This is a genomic window from Streptomyces paradoxus (genome assembly GCF_014202475.1).
Taxonomy (GTDB): domain Bacteria; phylum Actinomycetota; class Actinomycetes; order Streptomycetales; family Streptomycetaceae; genus Streptomyces; species Streptomyces paradoxus.
This window is the reverse complement of the sequence record NZ_JACHGV010000001.1, coordinates 1,107,388-1,134,049: the sequence shown is the minus strand read 5'-3', so window position 1 is coordinate 1,134,049 and position 26,662 is coordinate 1,107,388. Positions and strand designations below refer to the sequence as shown.

Sequence of the window (26,662 nt, the reverse complement as noted above, 5' to 3'; positions counted from 1 at the left end):
AGATCCGTGGGTTCCGGATCGAGCCGGGTGAGGTGCAGGCGGTCGTCGCCGGCCACCCGCAGGTGGCCCAGGCCGCCGTCGTCGCCCGCGAGGACGTGCCGGGCGACAAGCGCCTGGTCGCCTATGTCGTCGCGGCTGAAGGCGTCGATGCAGGTGAACTGGTGCAGGGAGTACGCCAGTTCGTCATGGGCCAGCTGCCGGAGTACATGGTGCCGTCGGCGGTGGTGGTCCTGGAGACGCTGCCGTTGTCGGTGAACGGGAAGCTGGACCGCAAGGCGCTGCCCGCTCCGGAGTACGCCACCGGTTCCGGCCGCGGTCCCTCCACGGTCCGCGAGGAGATCCTGTGCGCGGCGTTCGCCGAGGTCCTTGGCGTGGACAGTGTCGGTGTCGATGACAGTTTCTTCGCTTTGGGCGGTCACTCGCTTCTGGCGATCCGGCTGGTGGAGATCCTGCGCACCCACGGGGTGACCATCTCTACCCGCGCGCTGTTCGAGGCGCCGACCGTGGCGGGGCTCGCTGCCGCGGCCGGGGCCGAGCAGGTCGAGGTGCCGCCCAACGCCATCCCGCAGGGCGCGCAGGCGATCACACCCGACATGCTCCCGCTGGTGGATCTGACCGTTGAGGAGATCGATCGGATCGTTGCCACGGTCGAGGGCGGCGCTGCCAACGTCGCCGACATCTACCCGCTGGCCCCTCTCCAGGAAGGTCTGCTCTTCCACCACCTCCTCGCCGACGGCGGCGAGGACGCCTACGTCATGCCGACGGTGCTGGAGTTCGACTCCCGTGAGCGGCTCGACGCCTTCACCGACGCCCTCCAGCAGGTCGTGGACCGGCACGACATCCTGCGCACCGGGATCGTGTGGGAAGGCCTGAGCGAGCCGGTGCAGGTCGTACGGCGCAACGCCCGACTGCCCGTCGAGGAAGTCGAACTCGACCCGCGTGGTGCCGAGCCGGCGGAGGACCTGGTCGTGCTGGCCGGTTCTCGCATGGACTTGAGCAGGGCGCCACTGATCGGGCTGCACGTGGCGGCGGTGGCCGGTGGTGACCGGTGGCTCGCGCTGTTCCGGGCGCACCACATGGTGCAGGACCACACTGCCGTCGTGGTGTTGCTTGAGGAAGTGCAGGCGGTGCTCGCCGGGCGGGCTGCGGAGCTGCCCGAGCCGCTGCCCTTCCGCACCTTCGTCGCCCAGGCGCGCGCCGGGCGCGAGAGCGGGAAGCACGAGGCGTTCTTCGCCGACCTGCTGGGAGACGTCACCGAGCCCACCGCCCCGTTCGGACAGGTGGACGCACGGGGTGACGGCGCGGGCGTGGTGCGGGCCGGGGTGACGTTCCCGGACGAACTGAGCGGACGGCTGCGTGAGGTGGCGCGGCGCATCGGCGCCAGCCCTGCCACCGTGATGCACCTGGCGTGGGCGCGGGTCCTCGCAGCGGTCAGCGGCCGCGACGACGTGGTCTTCGGCACCGTCCTGTTCGGACGCATGAACGCCGGGGCCGGGTCGGACCGGGTCGCCGGTCCGTTCATGAACATGCTGCCGGTGCGGGCACGCCTGGGCGACGGCACGGGCGTCCTTGAGGCGGTGCAGGGCATGCGTGGTCAGCTCGCGGCGCTCCTCGAGCACGAGCACGCGCCGCTCGCCGTGGCGCAGCGGGCGAGTGGAGTGTCCGCTGACGTACCGCTGTTCACCTCGATGTTCAACTACCGGCACGAAGGTGGTCGTGCCGCAACCCGGATCGCGGCAGCGCAGGAGGGGCAGCAGCAGGGCCTGGACGGGGTCAGGACGGTGCTGGTCGTCGACCGGACCAACTACCCGCTCTCGGTCGCCGTCGACGACGACGGCGCCCGGCTGCGGGTGGTCGTCGACGCGGTCGCCCCGATCGACCCACTGACCGTCGGGACGCTCGTCCGCACGACGGCCGAGACCCTGGCAGCCGCGCTGGAAGAGGCGCTCGACGGCGGCCCCGACGCGCCGCTGAGCGGCATCCGCGTGCTCGACGACGCCCAGCGCCACCAGGTGGTCACCGCGTGGAACGACACCGCGGCCGCGATGCCGACGGCGTCGGTGACCGAGCTGTTCGAGGAGCAGACGGCCCGTACCCCGGACGCCGTCGCGATCGTGGCGGACGGCGCCGAGGTTTCTTACGCCGAGCTGGACGCGCGGGCCAACCGGCTTGCGCACCACCTCGTCGGGCAGGGCGTGGGCCCTGAGTCGCTCGTCGGACTGTGCCTGCCGCGCGGCGTCGACATGGTCGTCGCGATCCTCGCCGCATGGAAGGCCGGCGCCGGATACCTCCCGATCGATCCGGAGTACCCGGCCGAGCGCGTCGCCTTCATGCTCGCGGACAGCGGCGTCGCGGTCCTGCTGAGCGAGGAGGAGGTGCTCGACGAGCTGCCGGCGGGACGGGTCCGCGCCCTGGCCGTGGACGACCCGCTGGTCGCCGCCGCGGTGGGCGCCTGCCCGGACACCCCGCCGGGGGTGTGCGGAGGGCCGGACGGCCTGGCGTACGTCATCTACACCTCCGGCTCCACCGGTCGCCCGAAGGGCGTCGCGGTCACCCACGGCGGCCTGACGAACTACGTCGTGTGGGCGAGCAAGGCGTACGGGATGCAGGACGGAGGCGGGGCGCCACTGCACTCCTCGCTGGCGTTCGACCTCACCGTGACCAGCGTGCTGGTGCCGCTGGTGTCAGGCTCCACGGTGGTGGTGAGCCAGGACGGCGGTGCCGAGGGGCTCGCGTCGCTGATCGGCACCGGCGGCGGCTTCGGGCTGATGAAGCTGGTGCCCGCGCATCTGCCGCTGCTGACCGAGCTGGCGCCGGATGACCGGCTTCCGGGGGCGGCGCGCAAGGTGATCGTCGGAGGCGAGGTACTGACCGGCGCCGTCGTCCGCTCCTGGCTGGAGCGGGCGCCCCGCTCGGTCGTCGTCAACGAGTACGGGCCGACCGAGACAGTGGTCGGGTGCACCGTCTTCGAGGTGATGGAGGGCCAGGACGTCGGCGAGTCGGTGCCGATCGGCAGGCCCAACGCCAACACCCGGGTCTATGTGCTCGACGGGACGCTTCAGCCGGTGGTCCCCGGAGTCGAGGGGGAGCTGTATATCGCCGGGGCGCAGGTGGCCCGGGGCTATGTGCGGCGGCCCGGTCTGACGAGTGAGCGTTTCGTGGCCTGTCCGTTCGGTGGTGCGGCGGGCGAGCGGATGTACCGGACCGGGGACCTGGTCCGGTGGACCGCCGACGGGCAGCTGGAGTACCTGGGGCGGGTCGACGAGCAGGTGAAGGTCCGGGGATTCCGGATCGAGCCGGGCGAGGTAGAGGCGGCCTTCCTGACCCACCCGTCGGTGGGCCGGGCAGCGGTCGTGGCCCGCGAGGACACCCCCGGCGACGTCCGCCTCGTCGCCTACGTCGCGCCGGCCGAAGGCGAGCAATCGGGCGACGGCGAACTATCCGGTATTCTGCGGAAGTTCGTCGCCCAGCGGCTGCCCGAGCACATGGTGCCCGCAGCCGTCGTCCCGCTGGAGCGGCTGCCATTGACGCCCAACGGCAAGCTGGACCGCAAGGCGCTGCCCGCCCCGGAATACGCGGGTGCGGCGGGCACCGGCCGGGAACCGTCGACGCCGCAGGAGCGGGCGCTGTGCGAAGCATTCGCCCATGTGCTCGGCGTGGACGAGGTGGGCATGGACGACGACTTCTTCGAACTCGGTGGCCACTCCCTCCTTGCGGTCCGCCTGGTGAGCCTCGTGCGCGCGCGGCTCTCCGTCGAAGTCCCGCTGCGAGTACTGCTCGACAACCCGACGGTGGCAGGTCTCGCACAACAGCTTGGAAAGCAGAAGTCAGCTCGGCCGGCGTTGCGGCCCATGCGTAACCAGGGGGATTCCTGATGTTTCCGTTGTCATTCGCGCAGCGCCGTCTGTGGTTCATCGAGCAGCTCGAGGGGCCGGGTTCGACGTACAACATTCCGGTCGTCCTACCGCTGTCGGGCCATATCGACCGGGTGGCACTGAACGCCTCGCTGCGTGATGTGATCGCCCGCCACGAGGTGCTGCGCACGGTGTTCCCCACGGCCGACGGTGAGCCGTACCAGCGCATCCTCAAACTCGACGACGTGTCCTGGGAGCTGTCCTTCGCCGAGGTGGCCCCTCAGGACCTCGCGTCGGCCACCCGGGAAGCAGTGGCGCGGCCATTCGACCTCTCCTCCGATGTGCCGATCCGCGCCTGGCTGTTCACGACCGGGCCCGACGCGCATGTACTCGTCGTAGTCGTCCACCACATAGCCAGCGACGGCTGGTCCACCCGGCCGCTGGCCCGTGACCTGTCGATGGCGTACGCAGCGCGGTGCGAAGGCCGGGCGCCGGAGTTCGATCCGCTGCCTGTGCAGTACGCCGACTACGCGCTGTGGCAGCGCGAACTGCTCGGCGACGAGAACGATCCGGACAGTGTCCTCTCCCGTCAGATTTCCTACTGGCGCGGGGAGTTGGCAGGCATACCCGAGGAGCTGGAGCTGCCCTTCGACCGGCCGCGCCCGGCGGTGGCCGGCTTCCGCGGCCACACCGTGCCCCTGTCGGTGCCCGCCGAGGTGCATGCGCAGCTGGCGGAGGTCGCGCGCGAATCGGACGCCACGATGTTCATGGTCGTCCAGGCGGCCCTTGCGGCGCTGCTCTCCCGCATGGGCGCGGGTACCGACATCCCGATCGGCGCCGCGGTCGCCGGGCGCACCGACGTGGCCCTGGACGACCTGGTCGGATTCTTCGTGAACACCCTCGTCATGCGCACGGACCTGTCGGGCGACCCGACGTTCACCGAGTTGCTCGCCCGGGTGCGGGAGGCCGGATGGAGCGCCTTCGCCCACCAGGACCTGCCGTTCGAGCGGCTTGTCGAGGAATTGGCCCCGACGAGATCGCTGGCCCGGCACCCGCTGTTCCAGGTGATGCTCACCATGCAGAACACCGCCGACGCGGCGCTGGACCTGCGCGGTGTGCAGGCCGGGGGTGAGGCGGAGGGCGTCCGGCCGGAGTCGCTGACCGGCGGCCTCGCGGCCAAGTTCGACCTGGAAGCGAGCGTGGCCGAGGTCTTCGACACCGAAGGGCGCCCGGCGGGGCTGCGCGGAGAACTCATCGCGGCGGCGGACCTGTTCGACGCCGTGACGGTCGAGCGCCTGGCCGAGCGGCTGGGCCAGGTCCTCGCTGCGGTCGCGGCCGACCCGGGGACCCGCCTGAGCGCGGTCGACGTGCTGGACGCGGACGAGCGGCGCCGGGTGCTCGTGGAGTGGAACGACACGGCCGCCGATGCGCCGCGGGCCACCGTGACGGAACTGTTCGAGGCGCAGGTTGCCCTTACTCCGGATGCGGTCGCCGTGGTGTGCGACGGTGCCGAGCTGACCTACGCCGAGCTGGACGCCCGTGCCAACCGAGTCGCCCGGCACCTGATCGGACTCGGCGTCGGCCCGGAGTCGCGGGTTGCGGTCTGCCTGGAGCGGGGGGCGGACGCGGTGCCGGCCCTGCTCGGTGTGCTCAAGGCGGGCGGCGCGTACGTGCCGGTGGATCCGGCATACCCCGCCGAGCGGATCGCGTACATGCTGACCGACGCCGAGCCGGTTGCGGTCCTCGCCGCCTCGGCCACCGCCGCGGTCCTCCCGCCCTCCGGGCCGCAGACCGTGGTCCTCGATGCTCCGGAGACGGTCGCCGCGCTTGCCGCTCTGCCCGCGGGCCCGCCGGGACAGCACGAGCGCGTGGCCCCGCTGACCCCAGGCCACCCGGCGTATGTGATCTACACCTCCGGTTCCACGGGCCGTCCCAAGGGTGTGGTGGTGGAGCACCGGTCGGTGGCGGGACTGCTGGCGTGGGCGGGAGGCGAGTTCGGCGGCGCCGAATTCTCAAGGGTCCTGCTGTCGACCTCGTTCACCTTCGACGTGTCGGTCTTCGAGCTGTTCGGCCCGCTGGTCACCGGCGGATCCGTCGAACTCGTCCCGGACCTCCTCGCGCTCGCCGACGCCGACCGCGGTCCGTGGCAGGTGAGCCTGGTCAGCGGCGTGCCGTCGGCATTCGCCCGGATCCTGGGCCGCTCGGGCACCGAGGTCCGCCCGCGCACGGTCGTGCTCGCGGGCGAGGCGCTCACCGCCGACGCGGTGGCTGGTATCCGCCGGGAGCTCCCGGGCGCGCGGGTGGCGAACATCTACGGTCCGACCGAGGCGACCGTCTACACCACAGCCTGGTACGCCGATGGCGATGTCGAGGGCACCGTGCCCATCGGCGGGCCGATATCGAACGTCCGCGTGTACGTCCTGGACGACCACCTGTCGCCGGTCGCCCCCGGAGTGGCCGGTGAGCTGTACATCGCCGGGGCAGGTCTGGCCCGGGGCTATCTGCACCGTCCCGCTCTGACCGCGGAACGCTTCGTGGCCGACCCGTTCGGGGCACCCGGAGAGCGCCTGTATCGCACGGGTGACCTGGTCCGGTGGAACGCCGGCGGGCAGCTGGAATACCTGGGCCGGGCGGACGAGCAGGTGAAGGTCCGCGGGTTCCGGATCGAGCTGGGCGAGGTGCAGTCGGCGGTGGCCGCCCACCCGTCGGTGGCGCAGGCCGTGGTGGTGGCCCGGGAGGACGTGCCCGGTGACAAGCGCCTGGTGGCGTATGTCGTGACCGGCGGGGCGCCCGAGGAGGACCTGCCGGCCGCGGTGCGGGCCCGGGTGGCGGAGCGGCTGCCGCAGTACATGGTGCCGTCCGCGGTGGTGGTCCTGGGCGCCTTGCCGCTGTCCCCGAACGGCAAGCTGGACCGCAAGGCGCTGCCCGCCCCCGAGTACACCACCGGCTCCGGCCGTGGCCCCTCCACGGTCCGCGAGGAGATGCTCTGCACGGCGTTCGCCGAGGTCCTCGGCGTGGACAGTGTCGGTGTCGATGACGACTTCTTCGCCCTGGGCGGTCACTCCCTGCTCGCCGTACGCCTCGTGGAGATCCTTCGCACCCGCGGCGTGTCCATCTCGGTGCGGGCACTGTTCCAGACCCCGACCGCGGCCGGGCTCGCCGACGTGGCCGGCGCGGAGGGCGTCGTCGTACCGCCCAACGCAATCCCGGAGGATGCGCGGGCGATCACGCCGGAGATGCTGCCGCTGGTGGACCTGTCCGCCGAGGAGATCGAGCGGGTCGTCGCCACTGTCGAGGGCGGCGCCTCCAACGTCGCCGACGTCTACCCGCTGGCCCCCCTCCAGGAAGGTCTGCTCTTCCACCACCTCCTCGCCGACGGCGGCGAGGACGCGTATGTGCTGCCGACCGTGGTCAGGTTCGACTCGCGCGTCCTGCTCGACCGCTACCTCCGTGCACTTCAGCGGGTCGTGGACCGGCACGACATCCTGCGCACCGCCGTGGTGTGGGAGGGCCTGCGCGAGCCGGTGCAGGTGGTGTGGCGGCACGCCGCCGTGCCCGTCGAGGAAGTCGCACTCGACCCGCAGGCCACGGACCCCGTGCAGGAGCTGGTCGTACAGGTCGGCTCTGTCATGGACCTGCGCAGTGCGCCGCTGATCCATGTGCACACTGCGGCCGAACCGGGTGGTGACGGGTGGCTGGCCCTCGTACGCATGCACCACATGGTCCAGGACCACACGGCCCTTGAGGTGCTGCTCACCGAGGTGGCAGCGTTCCTCGCCGGGCGGGGCGACGAGCTGCCCGAGCCGCTGCCCTTCCGCGACTTCGTCGCGCAGACGCGCGGCGGTGTGGAGCGGGCCGAGCACGAGCGCTACTTCGCCGCGCTACTGGGCGATGTGGACGAGCCCACCGCGCCCTACGGCCTGGTCGACGCGCGCGGCGACGGCGCGGCGGCGGTCCGTGCGAGGCTGCCGTTCCCGGCGCGCCTTTCAGAGCGGGTCCGCGGCGTCTCCCGGAGCCTGGGCGCCAGCCCCGCCACCGTGCTGCACGTGGCGTGGGCGCGGGTGCTCGCAGCCGTCAGCGGCCGCGAGGACGTCGTCTTCGGCACCGTCCTGCTCGGGCGCATGAACGCCGGTACCGGATCGGACCGCACGCCGGGTCCGTACATCAACACCCTGCCGGTGCGGGTGCGTACCGGCGAACTCGGTGCCGCGGCCGCAGTCACCGCGATGCGCGGCCAGCTCGCCGAACTCCTCGCCCACGAGCACGCGTCCCTCACCCTGGCCCAGCAGGCCAGTGGCGTGCCCGGCGACACCCCGCTGTTCACCTCTCTCTTCAACTACCGGCACAACACCGGTCGTCCGGCCGACGGGGCCGAGGACGAGGTGGGCGCGGCCGGGACCGAGGGCATCAGGGCGGTCTTCTCCCGGGAGAGCAACAACTACCCGCTGACCGTGTCGGTGGACGACGACGGGGACGACGGCATCGGACTTGCCGTGGACGCGGTGGCCCCGATCGATGCCAGGGCGGTGGGCGATCTGCTGCGCAACGCCGTGGAGAACCTGGTGACGCTCCTCGAAGGCGTTCTCGAGGGCGGCCCGGACCAACCGCTGCGCACCGTCGAGGTGGTGGCCGCGGACGAGCGGCGCCAGGTGCTCGTGGAGTGGAACGACACGGCGGACGAGACGCCGCGTCGGCCGGTGCCCCAGCTGTTCCAGGAGCGCGTCGCCCAGGACCCCGCGGCGGTCGCCGTGGAGTGCGACGGCACCGAGATGTCCTACGGCGAGCTGGACGCGCGGGCCAACCGCTTGGCGCACCTGCTGATGCGCCGGGGTGTGGGACCCGAGTCGGTGGTGGGCCTGTGCCTGGAACGCGGTGTGGACGCGCTGGCCGCCGTCCTCGCGGTGTGGAAGGCCGGCGGCGCATACCTGCCGGTCGACCCCGAGTATCCGGCGGAGCGTGCCGCGTTCATGCTCACGGACGCCGCTGTGGCGTGCGTGCTCACCGGGCGCGGTACCCGCGGCAGCCTCGCGGAGTTCGAGCAGCGCTCCGGTGCACCGGTGCTGGTCCTGGACGAGCCCGAGGTGACGGCCGAGCTCGCCGGCCTGCCGGAGACGGTGCCGGCCGAGGTCGTCGGCAGCGTGCTGCCCGAGCACAGCGCCTACGTCATCTACACGTCCGGGTCGACGGGCCGCCCCAAGGGCGTCGTGGTCACCCACGGCGGCCTGGCGAACTACGTGACGTGGGCGCACCAGGCCTACGGCATGGCCGACGGCGGCGGCGCACCGCTGCACTCGTCGCTGGCCTTCGACCTGACGGTCACCAGTCTGCTGCTGCCCCTGGTGTCCGGCTCCCGCGTGGTCGTCAGCCGTGCGGGAGGGCCGGAAGGGCTTGCCGTCGCGGTGCGCAACTCCGGCGCGTTCGGCCTGGTGAAGGTCGTACCCGGGCATCTGCCGCTGCTTTCCCGGCTGCTGCCGGAAGGCGAGCTGGCCCATGCGGCCGGGCGCTGGATCGTCGGCGGTGAGGCGCTGATGGGCGCCGACGTGCGCGCCTGGCTCGACCAGGCGCCCGGCTCGGTGGTGGTCAACGAGTACGGTCCGACCGAGACGGTGGTCGGGTGCTGCGTCTTCGAGGTGGCGGCCGGTCAGGACGTGCCCGAGTCGGTGCCGATCGGGCGACCGATCGCGAACACCCGCCTGTATGTGCTCGGTGCCGACATGGCGCCGGTCCCGGTCGGAGTGACGGGCGACCTGTACATCGCGGGCGCGGGCCTGGCCCGCGGCTACGCGGGGCAGGCCGGGGCCACGGCCGAGCGGTTCGTGGCTTCGCCGTTCGCACCGGGCGAGCGCATGTACCGCAGCGGCGACCTGGCCCGGTGGCGCTCGGACGGCGAACTGGAATACCTGGGCCGCTCCGACGAGCAGGTCAAGATCCGCGGCTTCCGCATCGAGCCGGGCGAGGTCGCGTCCCTGCTGGCCGAGCACCCGTCCGTGGCACAAGCGGCGGTCGTGGCCCGCGAGGACGTTCCCGGTGACAAGCGCCTGGTGGCCTACGCCGTGCCGGTCGAGGGCGCGCAGGGCGGTGAACTGGCTCAGGAGCTGCGTCGGTTCGCGACCGCGTCCCTGCCCGCGCACATGGTGCCGACCGCGGTGGTCGTCCTCGACGCACTGCCGCTGACCGTCAACGGCAAGCTGGACCGCGCGGCGCTGCCCGCGCCGGAGTACACGGCGGGCGTGGACCGCGGGCCCGCCAACGCCCGCGAGGAGATTCTGTGCGAGGTGTTCGCCGAGGTCCTCGGCCTTGACCGGGTCGGCGTGGACGACGACTTCTTCCGCCTCGGCGGACACTCTCTGCTGGCGGTGTCGCTGGTGGAACGGCTGCGGCTGCGCGGCATCTCCGTCTCTGTCCGGGCGCTGTTCGAGACGCCGACGGCGTCCGGTCTTGCCGGAGGCACGGCAGCCGAGCGCGTGGAGGTGCCACCGAACCTGATCCCCGACGGTGCACAGGCGATCACGCCGGAGATGCTGCCGCTGGTGAACCTGTCCGCCGACGAGGTCGAGCGGGTCGTCGCCACCGTCGAGGGCGGCGCCGCCAATGTGGCGGACGTCTACCCGCTCGCCCCGCTGCAGGAGGGCCTGCTCTTCCACCACCTGATGGCGGGGTCCGGACGCGACACCTACGCGGCTCCCACCGCGCTCGAGTTCGACTCGCGCACCCGTCTCGACGCCTTCGTGGACGCGCTCCAGCAGCTGGTCGACCGCCACGACATCTATCGCACCTCCGTGGTGTGGGAGGGGCTGCGGGAACCGGTACAGGTGGTGTGGCGCCAGGCCCGGATCCCCGTCGAGCGGGTGACGCTGGATCCGGCCGGCCCGGATCTGGTGGAACAGCTCCTTGAGCTCGGCGGCACGTCCATGGACCTGAGCCGGGCGCCCCTGGTCGACCTGCATATCGCGCCGGTACCCGGCAGCGACCGCTGGGCGGCGCTGCTGCGCATGCACCACATGGTCCAGGACCACACGACCCTCGAGGCCGTCTTCGAGGAACTCCAGGCCTTCCTGAGCGGGCGGGGAGCGGAGCTGGCAGACCCGCTGCCCTTCCGCGACTTCGTCGCGCAGACCCGCGACGGAGCACGGCGCGAGGAGCACGAGCGGTACTTCGCCGGGCTGCTCGGCGATGTGACAGAACCGACCTCCGCGTACGGCGTCGCGGACGTGCACGGCGACGGCAGCGACCTCAACAAGGCCCACCTCGGCTTCGAGCCGTTCCTCGACGCCCGGGTTCGCGCGACCGCGCGCCGCCTCGGCAGCAGCCCGGCCACCCTGCTGCACGTGGCGTACGCCCGGGCCCTCGCCGCGGTCAGCGGCCGCCAGGACGTGGTCTTCGGCACGGTCCTGTTCGGCCGGATGAACTCCGGCGCGGGCTCCGACCGGGTGCTCGGTCTCTTCATGAACACCCTGCCGGTGCGGGTACGCGTGACCGGTGTCGGCGTCCTCGAGGCGGTCGGTGCGATGCGCAGCCAGCTGGCCGGGCTCCTCGAGCACGAGCACGCGCCGCTCGCCGTCGCTCAGGGCGCCAGCGGCGTCACCGGCGACACGCCCCTGTTCACCACGCTTCTGAACTACCGCCACAACACCACGGGCCCGGCCGCCCGCACCGCGGACCGAGACCAGGAGGAGGGGTTCGAGGGCATCCGCAGGCTGTTCATGCGGCCCCTCAACAACTACCCGCTGACCGTCGCCGTGGACGACAACGGGGACAGCATGGGCCTGGTCGTGGACTCCGCCGACCCCGGCGACCCGCACGCGGTGGGCCTGCTGGTGCGCACCGCGCTCGACAACCTGGTCACGGCGCTGGACTCCGCGTTGGACGGTGGCCTGGAGCTGCCGCTGAGTTCGGTCGACGTGCTGGCCCAGGACGAGCTGCAGCAGGTCCTGGTGGGGTGGAACGACACAGCGGCCGAGGTTCCCGCCGGTACGGTGGTGGCCCGCTTCGAGGCGCAGGCCGCCCGTACCCCGGACGCCGTGGCGATCGTCGCCGACGGTGCCGAGGTCTCGTACGCGGAACTCGATGTCCGGGCCAACCGCCTGGCCCACTACCTGGCGGACCAGGGCGTGGGGCCGGAGGCGGTGGTGGGCCTGTGCCTGGGCCGCGGAGTGGAGATGATCGCCGCGATCCTGGCGGTGTGGAAGGCCGGTGCCGGCTACCTTCCGATCGAGCCCGCCCAGCCCGCCGACCGGGTCGCGCACCTCATCACCGACAGCCGTGCCGCCCTGACACTGACCACCGAGGAGATCCTGGACGACCTGCCCGCGGGCAGGCGTCTCGTCGCCCTCGACTCCCCGCTGGTGAGGATGCAGCTCGACATGGCCGACGAGACGGCCCCGGAGGTGACGACGGCCCCGGACGGGCTCGCGTACGTCATCTACACCTCCGGCTCGACAGGCCGCCCCAAGGGAGTCGCTGTCACTCACGGCGCGCTCGCCAACTACCTGGCGTCCGTGCCGGACCGCGTCGGGCTCGGTGCACCGGGCGACCGGTACGCACTGCTCCAGGCGCAGGCCACCGACCTCGGCAACACCATGGTGTTCGCGAGCCTGACCACCGGCGGTGAACTGCACATCCTGGATGAGGGCGCGGTCACCGACCCGGCGGCCGTCAGCCGCTACCTGGCCGAGCACCGCATCGATCACCTCAAGGCGGTCCCCTCGCACTTGGCGGCGCTGGGGGCGGCTGGGGATCTGGCCGAGGTGCTGCCCGCCAAGTCACTGGTCCTCGGCGGCGAGGCCGCACGACACGAGTGGGTGCGGGAGCTGCTGTCCGCCGCGGACGGGTGCGCGGTGTTCAACCACTACGGCCCGACGGAGACCACCATCGGCGTCGCCACGACCGCGCTGACGGCCGACGTCCTGGCCGGCGGCACGGTCCCCGTGGGCACCCCGCTCGCCAACATCCGTTTCTACGTTCTGGACGCCCGGCTCCGGCCCGTGCCGGTAGGCGTGGCCGGTGAGCTGTACGTTGCCGGTGCGGGCCTCGCACGCGGATATGTGCGCCGCCCCGACCTGACCGCGGAGCGCTTCGTGGCCAGCCCGTTCGGTACGGCGGGCGAGCGCATGTACCGCACCGGTGACCTGGCGCGCTGGGACGCGCACGGCCGCGTGGTGTTCGCGGGACGCGCCGATGAACAGGTGAAGATCCGTGGTTTCCGTATCGAACCCGGTGAGGTCCAGTCGGCCCTGGCGGCGCACCCGCTGGTGGACCAGGCCGCGGTGATCGCCCGCGAGGACGTCCCCGGTGACCGGCGCCTCGTCGCCTACGTCGTGGCCGACGACCCGGAGACCGCGCAGGACCCGGGCCTTTCCGCGACGATCCGCAAGTTCGCCGCGCAGCGACTGCCGGAGCACATGGTGCCCTCGGCGGTGGTGGTCCTCGACCGGCTGCCGCTGACGGGCAACGGCAAGCTGGACCGCAAGGCCCTGCCCGCCCCGGACTACCACGGGTCTGGGCAGACCGGCGGCCGGAACCGGGCGGCCGATCTCCACGAGGAGCTCCTCTGCATGGCTTTCGCCGAGGTCCTCGGAGTGCCCGCGGTCGGCGTGCACGACGACTTCTTCGAGCTCGGCGGCCACTCGCTGCTCGCGGTCCGGCTCATCAGCCGGATCCGGACCCTGCTCGGCGTCGAGGTGGAGATCCGCGACCTGTTCGAGGCGCCGACCGTCGCGGGTCTTGCCGAGCACCTGGCCGGGGCGCGCGAGGCCCGGCCGCCGCTGATGCCGGGCGGCCGGCCCGCACAGGTGCCGCTGTCGTACGGCCAGCGCCGCCTGTGGATCATCGACAAGCTGGAAGGTCCCAGCAACACCTACAACATCCCGGTCGCCGTACGACTGGCGGGCGAGGTGGACCACACGGCGCTGAACGCGGCGTTCCAGGACGTCATCGCACGCCACGAAGTGCTCCGCACCGTGTACGCGGTCGCGGACGGCGAGCCGTACCAGCAGGTCCTCGACCCGGCCGGGCTTGATTGGGAGCTCACCGTGACCCGGATCGCGCCGAAGGAGCTGTCGCGGGCGGTCGACGAAGCCCGGCGGCACGTCTTCGACCTGTCGGCGGCCGTGCCGGTCAAGGCCTGGCTGTTCGAGGCCGGCTCTGACGAACACGTCCTGGTGGTGGTGATCCACCACATCGCCACCGACGGCTGGTCCTGGGCGCCGCTGGCCCGCGACCTGTCCGTGGCCTACGCCGCGCGCAGCGAGGGCCGGGCCCCGCAGTGGCGGGAACTGCCGGCGCAGTACGCCGACTACGCGCTGTGGCAGCGTGAGGTGCTCGGCGACGGGGACGACCCGGACAGCCTGCTCTCCCGTCAGGTCGCCTACTGGCGCGAGGCTCTGGCCGGCCTCCCCGAGGAGCTCACGCTGCCGGCCGACCGGGTGCGCCCGGCCGTCGTCGGACACCAGGGCTACCAGGTACCGATCGAGGTACCCGCCGAGGTGCACGCGCGGCTCCTGGAGGTCGCGCGTGCCGAGGGCGTGACGATGTTCATGGCGCTGCACGGCGCGCTCGCGGTGCTCCTGTCCCGACTGGGGGCGGGCACCGACATCCCGATCGGCTCGGCGCACGCGGGACGCACCGACGAAGCCCTGGACGACCTCGTCGGCTACTTCGTCAACACCTTCGTGCTGCGCACGGACCTGTCGCAGGACCCGACCTACCGCAAGGTCCTCGAGCGGGTGCGCGAAGCGGGCCTCGGCGCGTTCGCCCACGCAGACGTCCCCTTCGAGCGGCTCGTCGAGGAGCTCGCGCCCGCCCGGTCGCTGGCCCGACACCCGCTGTTCCAGGTGATGCTGCTCCTGGAGAACACCGCCGAGGCGGTGGTCGACCTGCCCGGTCTCGCCACCGGCGCGGGCGACCCGCAGAGGCCGGCGTCCGACGCGGCGCCGGACGAGGCGTCCGTGACGGAGTCGGTGGTCAAGTTCGACCTGGACGTGAGCATGGTCGAGACGTACGACGCCCAGGGCGCGCCCGCGGGGCTGCGCGGCACCGTGACCGCCTCCGCGGACCTCTTCGAGCCCGCGTCGGCGGTGCGCATCGGCGAGCGCCTCAACCACGTCCTCGCCGCCCTCTCCGCCGCCCCGGACATGCGGCTCAGCGCCGTGGACGTCCTCGACGACGACGAGCGGCACCGCATGCTGACCGAGTGGAACGACACCGCGGCCGAACTGCCGGACACCACGGTCGGCGCCCTGTTCGAGGCACAGGTCGCACGCACACCCGACGCGACCGCCCTGACCTTCGGCGACATCGCCCTCAGCTACGCCGAGCTGGACACGCGCGCCAACCGCGTGGCCCGGTACCTCATCCGCCGCGGCGTGGGGCCGGAGTCGGTCGTCGCGGTCGTCTTCGACCGCACGGTCGACCTGGTGGTGGCGCTGCTCGGGGTGGTCAAGGCGGGCGCCGCCTACCTGCCGATCGACCCGAACTACCCGGCCGACCGCATCGCGTACGTCATCGCCGACTCTGGCGCGGTGTGCGTGCTCAGTGGCGCGGGCATGCGGGACCGGCTCGAATCGTTCGACTTGGACGCCGGCGCCGATGCCGATGCCGGATCCGGTGTGCCGGTGGTACTGCTCGACGCCCCGGACGTGACCGCGGAGCTATCGACCCTGCCGGACCGTGCCGTCGACGACGACGAGCGCACGCGTCCGCTGCTTCCCAGGCACCCCATGTGGGTCATCTACACGTCCGGGTCCACCGGACGCCCCAAGGGCGTGCTCGTCGAGCACCGGGCGATCGTCAACTTCCTGGAGGCGATGCAGCACGAATTCCCGCTGACCGCCGACGACCGGCTGCTCGCGGTGAGCACCCATGGCTGCGACATGGCCGGCTTCGAGTTCTATCTGCCGCTGCTCAACGGCGCCCGGCTCGTCCTCGCCGCACAGGAGCAGGTGCTCGACCCCTGGGCGCTGCGGGAGCTGATCCGCACCGGCGGCGTGACCATGGTGCACGCGACACCGAGCCTGTGGCGCGGCCTGGTGGCCGATGCCGACGACCCGGTCGACTTCACGCAGGTCCGAGCCATGGTCGGTGCCGAGGCGTTGCCCGGGGATCTGGCCCGTACCCTGCTGGGCCGCACACCGACCCTGACGAACCTGTACGGCCCGACGGAGACCACCACCTGGTCGACCTCCAAGGTGCTCCGGCAGAACGCGGCCGACGTCACGTCGATCGGCTCCCCGATCGGCAACACCCAGGTCTACGTCCTGGACGACGGCCTGGTCCCGGTGGCACCCGGGGTGGCGGGCGAGCTGTACATCGCGGGTGAGGGCCTGGCGCGCGGGTACCTGGGCCGCCCGGGTCTGACCGCGGGGCGCTTCGTGGCCTGCCCGTTCGGCGCCGCAGGCGAGCGGATGTATCGCACCGGCGACGTGGTCCGGTGGACCGCGGACGGCGAGCTGCAGTACGTCGGCCGCGCCGACGACCAGGTCAAGGTGCGCGGATTCCGGGTCGAACTCGGCGAGATCGAAGCGGTGTTGGCCACCCATCCCTCGGTCGGGCAGGCCGTGGTCGTGGTGCGCGAGGACACGCCGGGCGACCACCGTCTGGTCGCCTACGTGGTGCCGGGCTCGGCCACAGGGCCGGACGAGGCGGAGGATCTGGGCCGGTCGGTGCGGGGCCTTGCCCAGGGCCGGATGCCGGGGTACATGGTGCCGTCCGCGGTGGTGGTGATCGACCGGCTGCCGCTGATGCCCAACGGCAAGCTGGACCGCAAGGCGCTGCCCGCGCCGGGTGTCACCGCCGCCGACCCCACCGCCAACAGGGCTGTCACGGCCTTCGAGGCCGGCCTGTGCGCGGCGTTCGCCGAGGTCCTCGGGGTGGAGTCGGTCGGGGTCGACGACGACTTCTTCGCCCTGGGCGGGCATTCCCTGATGGCGGTCCGGCTCGTGGAGCGGCTGCGGGAGCGGGGGGTTTCCATCGCGGTCCGCGATCTGTTCGCCGCTCCGACGGTCGGCGAGCTCTTGAAGCGGATGAGCCTGTCGTCGGTGCGCAACGCCCTCGACGAGCTGCTGCCGATCCGTACCGAAGGCAGCAGGCCGCCCTTCTTCTGTCTGCATCCCGCCGGCGGGCTGAGCTGGTGCTACATGCCGCTGGCCCAGTACGTGCCGAGCGACGTCCCGCTGTACGGTCTCCAGGACCGGGGACTGCAGGGGCCCGGCCTGCTCGCCCGCTCCGTCGGCGAGATGGCGGACCGCTACGTCGACCGGATCCGCGAGGTGCAGCCCGAAGGCCCGTACCACCTGCTGGGCTGGTCCTTCGGGGCGGTGGTGGGGCACGAAATCGCCGTGCGGCTGCGCGCCGCAGGCGAGGAGGTCGCGGCGCTGGTCGTCCTGGACCAGTTCCCGACGGCGCCGGACCCGGAGGCCGGACCTCTGGAGGACGTCGCGGCGATACCCGAGGACGAGCTGGAGCCCGTGACCGCGTTCGTGCGCGACCAGGCGGGGGGCGCGCTCGGGGCCACCACCGAGGAGGAGTACCGGAACATCGCGCGGATCCTGCTCAACCAGCGTGAGATCCAACGGCGCCATGAGCACGGCCGGTTCGACGGCGACGTCCTGCTGATCACGGCCGAGCGGGAGGACAGCGGCCGCCCGCACACCGGCGCGGCGGCATGGCAGCCCTACGTCACCGGAGAGATCCACGAGACCGGACTCGACTGCACCCACTACGAGATGGCCAGACCGGACAACCTGGCCAGGGCGTGGGCCGCTGTGTCGCAGTGGCTGGGTCTGGACGACTGACGGCTCCCGCGCGGCGGCGCACGCCGCCGCGCGGCCCGGGCGGACATGCGCGAGCGGGCCGGGCGCCACGACGACCTCGGTCGTCGTGGCGCCCGGCCCGCTGCGTTTCTGCCTGACCGCCTGCTTCCGCCTGCCCGGCGTCCGCCTCCGGCGTCATCGATGGCGGAGGGCCTCCGTGGTCGCTCGGCCCCCAGGGCCGCTACCGGCAGCCTCAGGCGGCCGTGGTGTGCGGGGCAGGCGTCTCCTGCCCGGTCAGCAGCGAGGCGGCCAGGCTCGGCTCGACGTTCCCACCGCTGAGCAGCACTCCGACGTCCCTGCCATAGCGGGACGCGTGCTCCAGGGCGGCGGCGAGCGCGGTGGCCGCCGCCGGCTCGATCACCAGGCGGGCGTGCAGGAATGCGGCTCGCAGCGCGTCGGCGATGGCTTCCTCCGACACCGTCACGACCGCGGATACGACCCGGTGGGCGAGGGCGAACGGCAGGTCGCCGATCCGGTCGGGACGCAGCCCGTCGGCGATGGTGTGCCCGGCAGCCACGGTCACCGGCCCCTGTGTGCGCAGCGCTGTGGTGAGCGCCGGCACGGCCTGCGGCTCGGCCCCGACCACGGACACCCCGCGCCCCTCGACCGCCAGACAGGCACCGGCGATCGCGCTGCCACCACCGACCGGGACGACCACGGCGTCCAGGTGCACGCCTACCTGTGCCGCCTGGTCGATCAGTTCGGCCGTGGCGGTTCCCTGGCCCGCGACCACGTGCGGGTTCTGATACGGGTCGATGACGTCGTAGCCGTGCAGCTCGCGCAGTTGCGCCACGGCGGCCACCCGGTCGGCGAGCAGGGTACCGGCCGTCATCACCTCGGCACCGGCCTCCCGGATCCGGTGGATCTTGGTGGGCGGGGCGTCGGACGGGAGGACCACGATGGCCGGAAGGCCGTGCTGGCGGGCGGCGAGGGCGACCGCGATCGCATGGTTGCCGGTGCTCTGCGCGATCACGCCCCGGCTGCCGGACCCCGCGAGGTGCTCCACCGCAAGGAGCGCCCCGCGGACCTTGAACGACCCGCCGCGCTGCAGGTTTTCCGCCTTCAACCACAGGCGTGCGCCGCTACGGGCGTCCAGCTGGTCACAGCGGAGGACCGGCGTCCGCCACACCCGGTCGGCCAGGCGCCGCCCCGCTCGTTCGACGGCTGCGCGGTCGAGGTGCGCACCCTCTTCCCCACTGCCGGGGCCTCTCGTCCGACCGTCTGCGGGAGCGTGCTCGCGTGCATGACCGATGCCCATGAACTCTCCATGAATGCCAGAAATTTGATGCCGCGTCCGATGCCGGAAAGAGCACATGGCAATGCCGCTGCAAACGGTCGCGATTGACAGGGCGCGACCGGCGCGAAGTGGGCGACGCGGCTTTTCGGAAAAACCTTTGGAGGGGAAAAGTGCGTGTCATGCTCGCATGATTGCCTTACGCCTGGAAAGTGCGCAGGGCGACGCGTGGACGCGTGGACGCGCGGACGCCGACCACCGGTCGGTGGTCGGCGTCCGCGGACGCAGGGTTTTCCTGATCGGGGGCGCAGGAAAACCTGCCCGTTCATTCGCTGCGCAGTGCCTCCGCGGTGGCCATACGGGTTGTCGAGCGTGCCGGGAAGAATGCTCCCAGGACCGCGATCGTTATGCCGGCGAGGCCGAGGAGCAACAGGACCGGTGCGTGCCAGACGTCCAGCATGCGTGCCGGCAGGTCGACCTTGGCCGCCTCGCCCGCGATCGGCATGATCGCGCGATGGGCGAGGACGCCCAGGGGGAGCCCGAGCACCCCGCCGATCGCACCCACCGCCGCCATCGAGGTCACCGTCATGCCGATCACCTGGCGAGGCGTCATGCCGAGGGACTGAAGCGTCGCCAGATCACGGCGGCGCTCACGGGTGTTGAGCACGACCGTGTTGAAGACCCCGAGTCCGGCGACGGTCACCAGCATGAGGGTGAGGACCACCGACAGACTGATCACGGACGCTTCGAAGGTGGACGAGTCGGAGTTCGGGCGCGCGTAGAGACCCGGGTCCGCCGCCCTCACCGCGTCGGTGTACTGGGCGATGTTCGTGCCGGGGGAGACCTGCACCAAGTACTGAAAGCGGGAGTTGAGCTTCGTGACGTCCACGTCGAGGGCGGACAGCGCCCGCCAGTCCGCGTACAGCAGGTCCCGCTGGCTCATCAGCGAGGCGACGACGGTGACGCGGGCCGGCTTGCCGCCCACCTCCATGGTCAGCCGGTCACCTATCTGCAGACCGCGGTCACGCAGGAACGCCGTCGACGCGGCGACCTGCCCGGGCCCCTCGATCCAGTGCCCCTTGACGATCTGGTCGCGGAAGTCGCGTGCGGAGGTGTCCCCGCGCCAGAACTCGGCGACGACCTTCTTCGAGCTCGTGATGGAGACCGGGACGTGCACATCGACCGTCACACTCTCGGTGCCCTTCAGGGACCGCAGCACCTTCTCGGTCTGCGGATCGTCCAGCTTCGGCGCGGTCTCGCCGAACTGCGGCTGGCCGGGCTGGACGATGAGCTGTGCGCCCGACGTGTGGTCCCCGGCCTTCCCGAACTCGTTGACCGTACTGGCCAGACCGGTGGCGAAAGTCGCGGTGGTGACGCCGAGGAGGACGGCCACCAGCGTCATCGCAGTACGGGCCGGACGTGCGAAGGGCAGCCCCAGACCGAGGCTCACCGAGCGCGGCAGGGAGCTGCCGCCCAGCCGCCGCTGGATCCACAGAGCGCGGCCCCGGTGCGGCGCGCTGCCCGCGCTGATCGCCTCGGCCGCGGAGAGCCGGTGAGCGCGCAGCGCCGGCAAGGCCGCCGCCAGGACGACGAGGAGCGGCATGCCCACCAGGGCGGCCACCGGCACCCACCAGCTGACCGCGACACCGCTGAGGTCCATGCCCGTTCCCTGGAACGCACTGGTCAGCAGCGGATCCGTGGCGAGGACGCCGCCGACAGCGCCCAGGGCGCAGCCCAGTACCGCGGGCAGCGAGACCATCAGCAGATAGACCCCCACCACTTGGCGCGGCGTGAAGCCCAGGGACTTGAGAACGCCGATGTGCCGGAAACCGGAGACGACGGCGCCGCTGATGACATTGGCGACGATCATGACGGCGACGATGACGCCGAGGACGCCGAAGACCATCAGGAAAGGCACGTACACGCCCGGTCCGGAGGCCACGTCCTTCTTGATCGTGAGATACGACTGCGTGGCGACCAGCGAACCCTTCGGCAGCCCCGCCGTGGCCTGCCCGATGCCCTGGGCCACATCGGCCTCTGTCGACGCCGACGAGAACCGGTACATCATCTGCCGCGCAGTGGGGTGCAGCGCCTTCATCTGTTCGGGCGTGACCCAGGCATCGGCGGTCCGGCTCATGGTGTAGGCGTAGCCGACGATGGTGAGCTTCGTGCCCTGCGGGGTCACCACCTTGCCGCCCAGGGGGAAGGGCGCGCCGCCGCTGAAGGGCGGGGTCTGGTTCACCACGATCTCGCCGGGCTTGGTGGCCCAGCGGCCGTTCCACACGTGCACCCGGTCCACCGAGCCGCCCGCCTCGCCCCGGCCCACCACGGTGAGCGGGCCCGGAAGGAAGGAGACGCTGCCTGGGGCAAGGCTCACCGACGTCTGGTCGAAGGGGCCGGCGTGGGCTTCGACGCCCGAACGCCGGGCGGTCGCGGAGACCTGGTCCGCGGAGACCTTGTCGAGGTCGAAGGCGGCGACGGCGTGGGCGCCGCGCTGCTTGTCGAAGGCCCGGTCGAAGGGGCGGCTCGCAGAGTCGAGCAGTCCCATCGCTATGACCATGGTGGCCGTGGACAGCAGGACGACGAGGGCGATGACGACCGTCTGCAACCGGCGGCGTCTGACCGCGGACCGCGCGGCTTTCCACACCGCGCTCATGCGGTGCGCTCCAGGACCTTCTCGCGGGCGATCCGGCCGTCCTCGAACTCGACGAGGCGGGTTGCGCACCGCTCGGCGAGGCGCGGGTCGTGCGTGACGACGAGCAGCGTCTGGCCGATCCGGTTGAGGTCGAGCAGCAGGTTCATCACCTGTTCGCCGCTCTGCCGGTCCAGGGCGCCGGTCGGCTCGTCCGCGAGGAGCAGGGACGGTTTGTTCATCAACGCCCGTGCCACTGCGACCCGTTGCCGCTGGCCGCCGCTGAGCGTCGCCGGGTAGTCGTTCCTGCGGTCCGCGACGCCGAGTTCGTCGAGCAGTTCAAGCGCACGCTTGCGGGCCTGCCGGGCCGAGGTGCCGGTGAGCTGGCCGGCCAGCGCCACGTTGTCCAGCGCCGTCAGGTCGTCGAGCAGGTTGAAGAACTGGAAGACCATGCCGATCCGCCGACGGCGGAACAGCGCCAGGCCGGTCTCGTTCATGCCGCCCAGGTCGTCGCCGTGGATGTTGATCGTCCCGGCGGTGGGCCGGTCGAGGCCCGCGACCATGTTCAGGAGGGTGGACTTGCCGCAGCCCGACGGTCCCATCACCGCGACCGCCTCGCCCGTTCGGATCTCCATCGACACACCGTCGAGGGCGACGGACTGCCCGTATTCCTTGCGCACACCGTCCAGCCGTACGACGACCCGTTCGGAGCTGTTCTCACTGGTCATGCTGCGAGGTTAGGCCGGGCCGCGGGGGGCGGGCGTCGGCCCCGGGAGGTAATTCGACCGAGGGGTCATCCTTGCGATGTACGTCGGCAGCGCACGGCCCGCGATCGCGCGCGATGGACCCCCTGGGGAGCTTCCCAGGGGGTCCGGCACTACTCCGGTCGACGGACCTCAGCGCACCTCGGCACCGTCGGGCGCCTGTTGGGTGAACTGGGTGCGGTACAGCTGCGCGTAGAGCCCTTCCGCGGCAAGCAGCTCCTCGTGGGTGCCGCTCTCCCGTATCCGTCCGCGTTCCACGACGAGGATCTGGTCGGCCTCGCGGATCGTGGACAGGCGGTGCGCGATCACCAGCGATGTCCGGCCCGCCAGGGCGGTCTTCAGGGCGAGTTGGATCGCCGCCTCCGACTCCGAGTCCAGGTGGGCGGTCGCCTCGTCCAAGACCACGACCGGAGGGGCCTTCAGGAGCAGCCGCGCCAGGGAGATCCGCTGCTTCTCGCCGCCGGAGAGGCGGTGGCCGCGGTCACCGACCACCGTGTCGAGGCCGTCCGGCAGGGCACTGACGGTGTCCCACACCTGTGCGGCCGCGCAGGCGTCGACCAGCTCCTGATCGGTGGCCGCGGGCCGGGCGTAGAGCAGGTTTGCCCGCAGGGTGTCGTGGAAGAGGTGCGCGTCCTGGGTCACCACGCCGACCGTGTCCCGCAGCGACTGCAGGGTCAGCTCGCGGACGTCGTGGCCGCCGATGCGGATGCTGCCCGAGGTCGGATCGTAGAGGCGCGGCACCAGGTTGGTGATCGTGGTCTTCCCGGCACCGGACGGCCCGACGAGGGCCGTCATTCGGCCCGCCGGTACGCGGAAGCTCAACTCGTGCAGGGCCGGCTCCGTGTCGCCGCGTTCCGGTGTGCGCGTCCCGACCGACTCCAGGGAGGCGAGCGAGACCTCCTCGGCGGTGGGGTACCGGAAGGTGACCTGTTCGAACTCGACGTCCAGCGCCTTGCCATGCGGGCCCGGCGCGGGCAGAGCGCGGGCGCCGGGGCGCTCGGACACCAGTGGTTCGAGGTCGAGGACCTCGAAGACCCGGTCGAAGCTGACCAGTGCGGTCATCGCTGTGACCTGCATGTTCGACAGCTCGTTGACTGGCCCGTAGAGCCGGAGCAGCAGGGTCACCATCGCGACGAGGGTGCCCATCGGGAGGACGCCGTCGATGGCGAGGGCACCGCCGAGGCCGTACACCAAGGCCGTGGTGAGCGAGGTGAGCACTGTGACGATGATGAAGAGCAGCCGACCGTAGATGAGACCGCCGACGGCGACGTCGCGCACCCGGCTCGCGCGGGCCGCGAACATGCCGTTCTCGTCGTCGGTGCGGCCGTAGAGCTTGGCGAGCAAGGCGCCGGAGACGTTGAACCGCTCGTTCATCATCGAGCTCATCTCGGCGTCTTGCTCCATCGTCTCCCGGGTGAGCCGCTGCAGTCTGCGAGCGATCAGCCGCACCGGCAGCAGGAAGAAGGGGATCATCACAAGCGCGGCGACAGTGATCTGCCAGGACAGGTACAACATCGCCCCGAGGATGAGGATCAGCGTCAGGATGGTGGTCACGGCATCCGTCAGCAGTGTCGTCACCGCCTGCCGTGCTCCGATGACGTCTGCGTTGAGCCGGCTGACCAGCGCACCGGTCTGCGCCCGCGTGAAGAACGCCAGCGGCTGCCGTTGTACGTGCGCGAACACCTTGGTCCGCAGGTCGTAGACGAGGCCCTCGCCGATCCGGCCCGAACACCAGGTCTGCACGTACATGGCAACGGCATCCACCAGGGCCAGGCCGGCGATCGTCAGGCACAGCCCCACCACGACACCGAGCCGCTTGGGCAGGATGCCGTCATCGATGATCATCTTGAGGACCAAGGGGCCGGCCGCCGTGATCACCGCGCTGACGACCGTGGTCAGGAGGAGTACGACCAGCAGCATGCGGTAGCGCATGGCGTACGGGATGATCCGCCGGACAGTGCCGGGTCGGACCTTCTGCCTGGTGATCGAATCGTCATCGAACCGCAGACCCGTCGGGCCGTCCAGCATGGTCACGGAATCCTGCCTCGCTCTCGTGTTTCTCCAACGCCCTGCGACGGCACCGTCGGTCGTCAGAAACGGTGTTCAAGCAGTGGTCCGCCCGACGACGCGGAGCGACGTCCCCGTGTGCACCACCGGACAGACGGCATGTCAGTACTTGTCGAGGAACTCGACGATCGCCGCATTGACGGCGTCGGGGCGCTCCAGGTACCCGAGGTGTCCGCACTGGGAGATCTCCACCAGGTCGCAGCCGGGAATGGCGTCGGCCACTTCCCCGGCCAGGTGCGGCGGACAGATGAGGTCGTCGGAGAAGGAGATGACGCGGCACGGAACCGTGACGCCCTGCAGCGCGTCGCGGCGGTCGCCGAGGGACTCGGAGACCCCGTCCTGTCCGGCGGCGGCTTTCGCGCTGCCGCCGGACAGTTCGAAGATCTCCAGCCAGGTCCTGACCGCGGCTTCGTCGTTGAGGGTCGCCGGCGACATCATCTCCAGGACCGTCCGGAGCGCCTCGTACGAGGCAGGCAGCGTCAGTCCGCTCTCGCGCAGCGCGCGATCCGCGGCTGACTGCGCCCGGCGCAGCGCGTCCGACCTCGCCCTGGTGGAGATCAGAACCGCGGACCGCACGAGGTCCGGTCGGCCGAGGGCCAGCTCCTGCGCGATCATCGCTCCCATCGACGTGCCGACGACGCGGCACGGGCCGAGACCCAGCGCCTCCAACAGGCCGGCGGTGTCGGCGACCAGCTCGTCGAGCGTGTACATGCCGGGCGGAGCGTCGGACCCTGCGATCCCTCGGTTGTCGAACGTGATCGTCTCGTAGCCGGCCGCGTTCAGTGCCGGTGTCTGGTGCATGGTCCACGCCCGGCCCGCGGCCCCCGAGCCCATGATGAGCAGGACGGGTTCCCCCCGGCCTTGGCGCTCGTAAGCGATACGGATCCCATTGGTGTTCACGAAAGACATGGCTTCCCCGACTCGTTTCACCGCCGGTGACGGAGGTGTTCAGGACGCGGGCCGACGGGCAGTCGTCGGCCTGTCGGCGACGGGACGTGCGGGCCCGCGTCTGCGCCCCGGGCGGTTCGATGCGGTGCGCCCGGGGCGTGGAATGACGACTTGATCAGTATCATCCGGCCGATCGTCCGGTCGAACCTCGACCGTTCAACTGACGACTCTGCGCAGTTGAACGAACTGGCGCGCCGGGCCGTGCGCACGGCCGGACAGGGGCCTTGGGGAAGGCCGCGGGGGAGCGGCGCCAATCAGCCATACCAGTGCGAACTGTGGTACATACCCCATCTATTGCTGGAATGATGGTGCGCGGATCGTTCCAGGAAGGGAGGCCGCGGCCGTCGCAGGCGCGGCCGCTGTGGTCGATCCGGCGGACCGACCGACAGTGCTGCCTGCTGTCCATCTCCGGTACGTGCGGCTGCTTTCGAGAACACCGCAGCGGGCGCCGTCGCAGAACGGTGCCGTGGCACCTGGGCCATCGACTCCGACATCCCGCCTGCTACGTGAATCAATGCCTTTCAGAGAGGTCGCGGATGAACCCCAACTCGCCGTCCGGCGGGCGCGCCCGGTGCACGAGGGACGCACCTCGCCGTCCCGGCGCCCGCGGCACGTCCGCGGCGCAGGTGCTGCGCTGGGCGGCCCGGTGGCTGCCGGGCATGGAGGACGAGCTGGCCGGTCTGCGCGCCGTGGTGGCTCCCGGCGCGGTCTGCGTGAACATCGCTGCCGTCGGCGCCACGTACACGGTGGTCCTGTCCCACCTGGTGGGCCCCGAAGGGCGGGTGCACCACTTCGAGCTGTCGGAACGCCCTGCCCGGCCGGTGGACGTGGCAGCCCTGCTGGCGTGCGAGAACGTCACGGTGCACCGCATTGCCACCGGCGAGAGCGGCCACCAGCGCGCCCTGCACTCCCTCGGCCACCGTATGACGCCCGTTCAGGGACGCTGTCGGTTACCGGCCGGTCCCAGCGAACCGCGAGCGGCCCGTGAGCCGCAGCAGGCCGGTACGCCGTCGCCCGGCCCGGCGCCGGTGCAGACGCTTGGCGGCGTGAGCCGGTGGCTGCCCCTGGAGCGGGTCGACTTCATCATGGTCGACGCCGGCAGCGCCGGGCGCAGGGTGCTGGCGGGGGTCTTCTACACGCTGTTGCGCGACCGCCCCGTGCTGCTGGTGCGGACCGAGGCGTGGCACCGGCCGGGTCACGACTTCGGTTCCCTCGTCCGCAGCCTGACCGTCACCCTGGGCTACCACATGTTCCGATGGGGCGCTGGGAGCTGGCATCGCACCGTCGGACTCACCGACGACTGCCGCATGTACCTCTTCCGCGCGCAGCCGTCCGGGTTCCGACAGGAGTAGACG

The 26,662-nt window shown here is 71.7% G+C and carries 8 protein-coding genes; 3 read left to right on the top strand and 5 right to left on the bottom strand.

The genetic code is table 11. From position 1 onward, the window contains the following. Together HNR57_RS04950 and HNR57_RS04945 are read left to right on the top strand one after the other, a co-directional pair. On the top strand, nt 1–3,875 hold a 3,875-nt coding region (locus HNR57_RS04950), incomplete at its 5' end, for a non-ribosomal peptide synthetase (protein WP_184556409.1). Continuing rightward, on the top strand, nt 3,875–17,644 hold the full coding sequence (locus HNR57_RS04945) for a non-ribosomal peptide synthetase (protein WP_184556406.1): 13,770 nt from the start codon (nt 3,875–3,877) through the stop codon (nt 17,642–17,644). The genes HNR57_RS04950 and HNR57_RS04945, both read left to right, overlap by 1 nt. Nucleotides 17,645–17,855: 211 nt before the next feature. Here the strand turns inward: HNR57_RS04945 and HNR57_RS04940 are convergent, their stop codons facing one another. From HNR57_RS04940 to HNR57_RS04920, 5 genes are all read right to left on the bottom strand, one after another. Continuing rightward, nucleotides 17,856–18,920: a threonine ammonia-lyase gene (locus tag HNR57_RS04940; RefSeq protein ID WP_184556403.1), complete on the bottom strand. Its 1,065-nt coding sequence runs from the start codon at nt 18,918–18,920 to the stop codon at nt 17,856–17,858. Between the two features lie 301 nt (nt 18,921–19,221). Beyond that, nucleotides 19,222–21,552, bottom strand: coding sequence for an ABC transporter permease (locus HNR57_RS04935; protein WP_184556399.1), 2,331 nt, complete (start codon nt 21,550–21,552; stop codon nt 19,222–19,224). Continuing rightward, a complete protein-coding gene (locus HNR57_RS04930; protein ID WP_184556396.1) occupies nt 21,549–22,256 on the bottom strand; it encodes an ABC transporter ATP-binding protein in 708 nt (235 codons plus the stop codon). Before HNR57_RS04930 ends, HNR57_RS04935 begins: the two co-directional genes overlap by 4 nt. 168 nt (nt 22,257–22,424) lie before the next feature. Next, complete coding sequence (locus HNR57_RS04925) at nt 22,425–24,320, bottom strand: ABC transporter ATP-binding protein (protein WP_184556650.1); 1,896 nt, start codon at nt 24,318–24,320, stop codon at nt 22,425–22,427. Nucleotides 24,321–24,461: 141 nt separating this feature from the next. After that, the gene (locus tag HNR57_RS04920; protein WP_184556393.1) at nt 24,462–25,268 is read right to left on the bottom strand and encodes an alpha/beta fold hydrolase; all 807 of its coding nucleotides are present in this window, start codon (nt 25,266–25,268) and stop codon (nt 24,462–24,464) included. A 575-nt stretch (nt 25,269–25,843) separates the two neighbouring features. Between HNR57_RS04920 and HNR57_RS04915 the strand changes: the two genes are divergently transcribed. Then, nucleotides 25,844–26,659, top strand: a complete 816-nt coding sequence (locus HNR57_RS04915; RefSeq protein ID WP_184556390.1) for a class I SAM-dependent methyltransferase — start codon at nt 25,844–25,846, stop codon at nt 26,657–26,659. Nucleotides 26,660–26,662 lie beyond the last annotated feature (3 nt).

What these genes read in the sequence shown, in the direction of transcription:
- HNR57_RS04920 (WP_184556393.1), bottom strand. Translation starts at nt 25,268, where the DNA reads ATGTCTTTCGTGAACACCAATGGGATCCGTATCGCTTACGAGCGCCAA.
- HNR57_RS04945 (WP_184556406.1), top strand. Translation starts at nt 3,875, where the DNA reads ATGTTTCCGTTGTCATTCGCGCAGCGCCGTCTGTGGTTCATCGAGCAG.
- HNR57_RS04930 (WP_184556396.1), bottom strand. Translation starts at nt 22,256, where the DNA reads ATGACCAGTGAGAACAGCTCCGAACGGGTCGTCGTACGGCTGGACGGT.
- HNR57_RS04915 (WP_184556390.1), top strand. Translation starts at nt 25,844, where the DNA reads ATGAACCCCAACTCGCCGTCCGGCGGGCGCGCCCGGTGCACGAGGGAC.
- HNR57_RS04935 (WP_184556399.1), bottom strand. Translation starts at nt 21,552, where the DNA reads ATGAGCGCGGTGTGGAAAGCCGCGCGGTCCGCGGTCAGACGCCGCCGG.
- HNR57_RS04940 (WP_184556403.1), bottom strand. Translation starts at nt 18,920, where the DNA reads ATGGGCATCGGTCATGCACGCGAGCACGCTCCCGCAGACGGTCGGACG.
- HNR57_RS04925 (WP_184556650.1), bottom strand. Translation starts at nt 24,320, where the DNA reads ATGCTGGACGGCCCGACGGGTCTGCGGTTCGATGACGATTCGATCACC.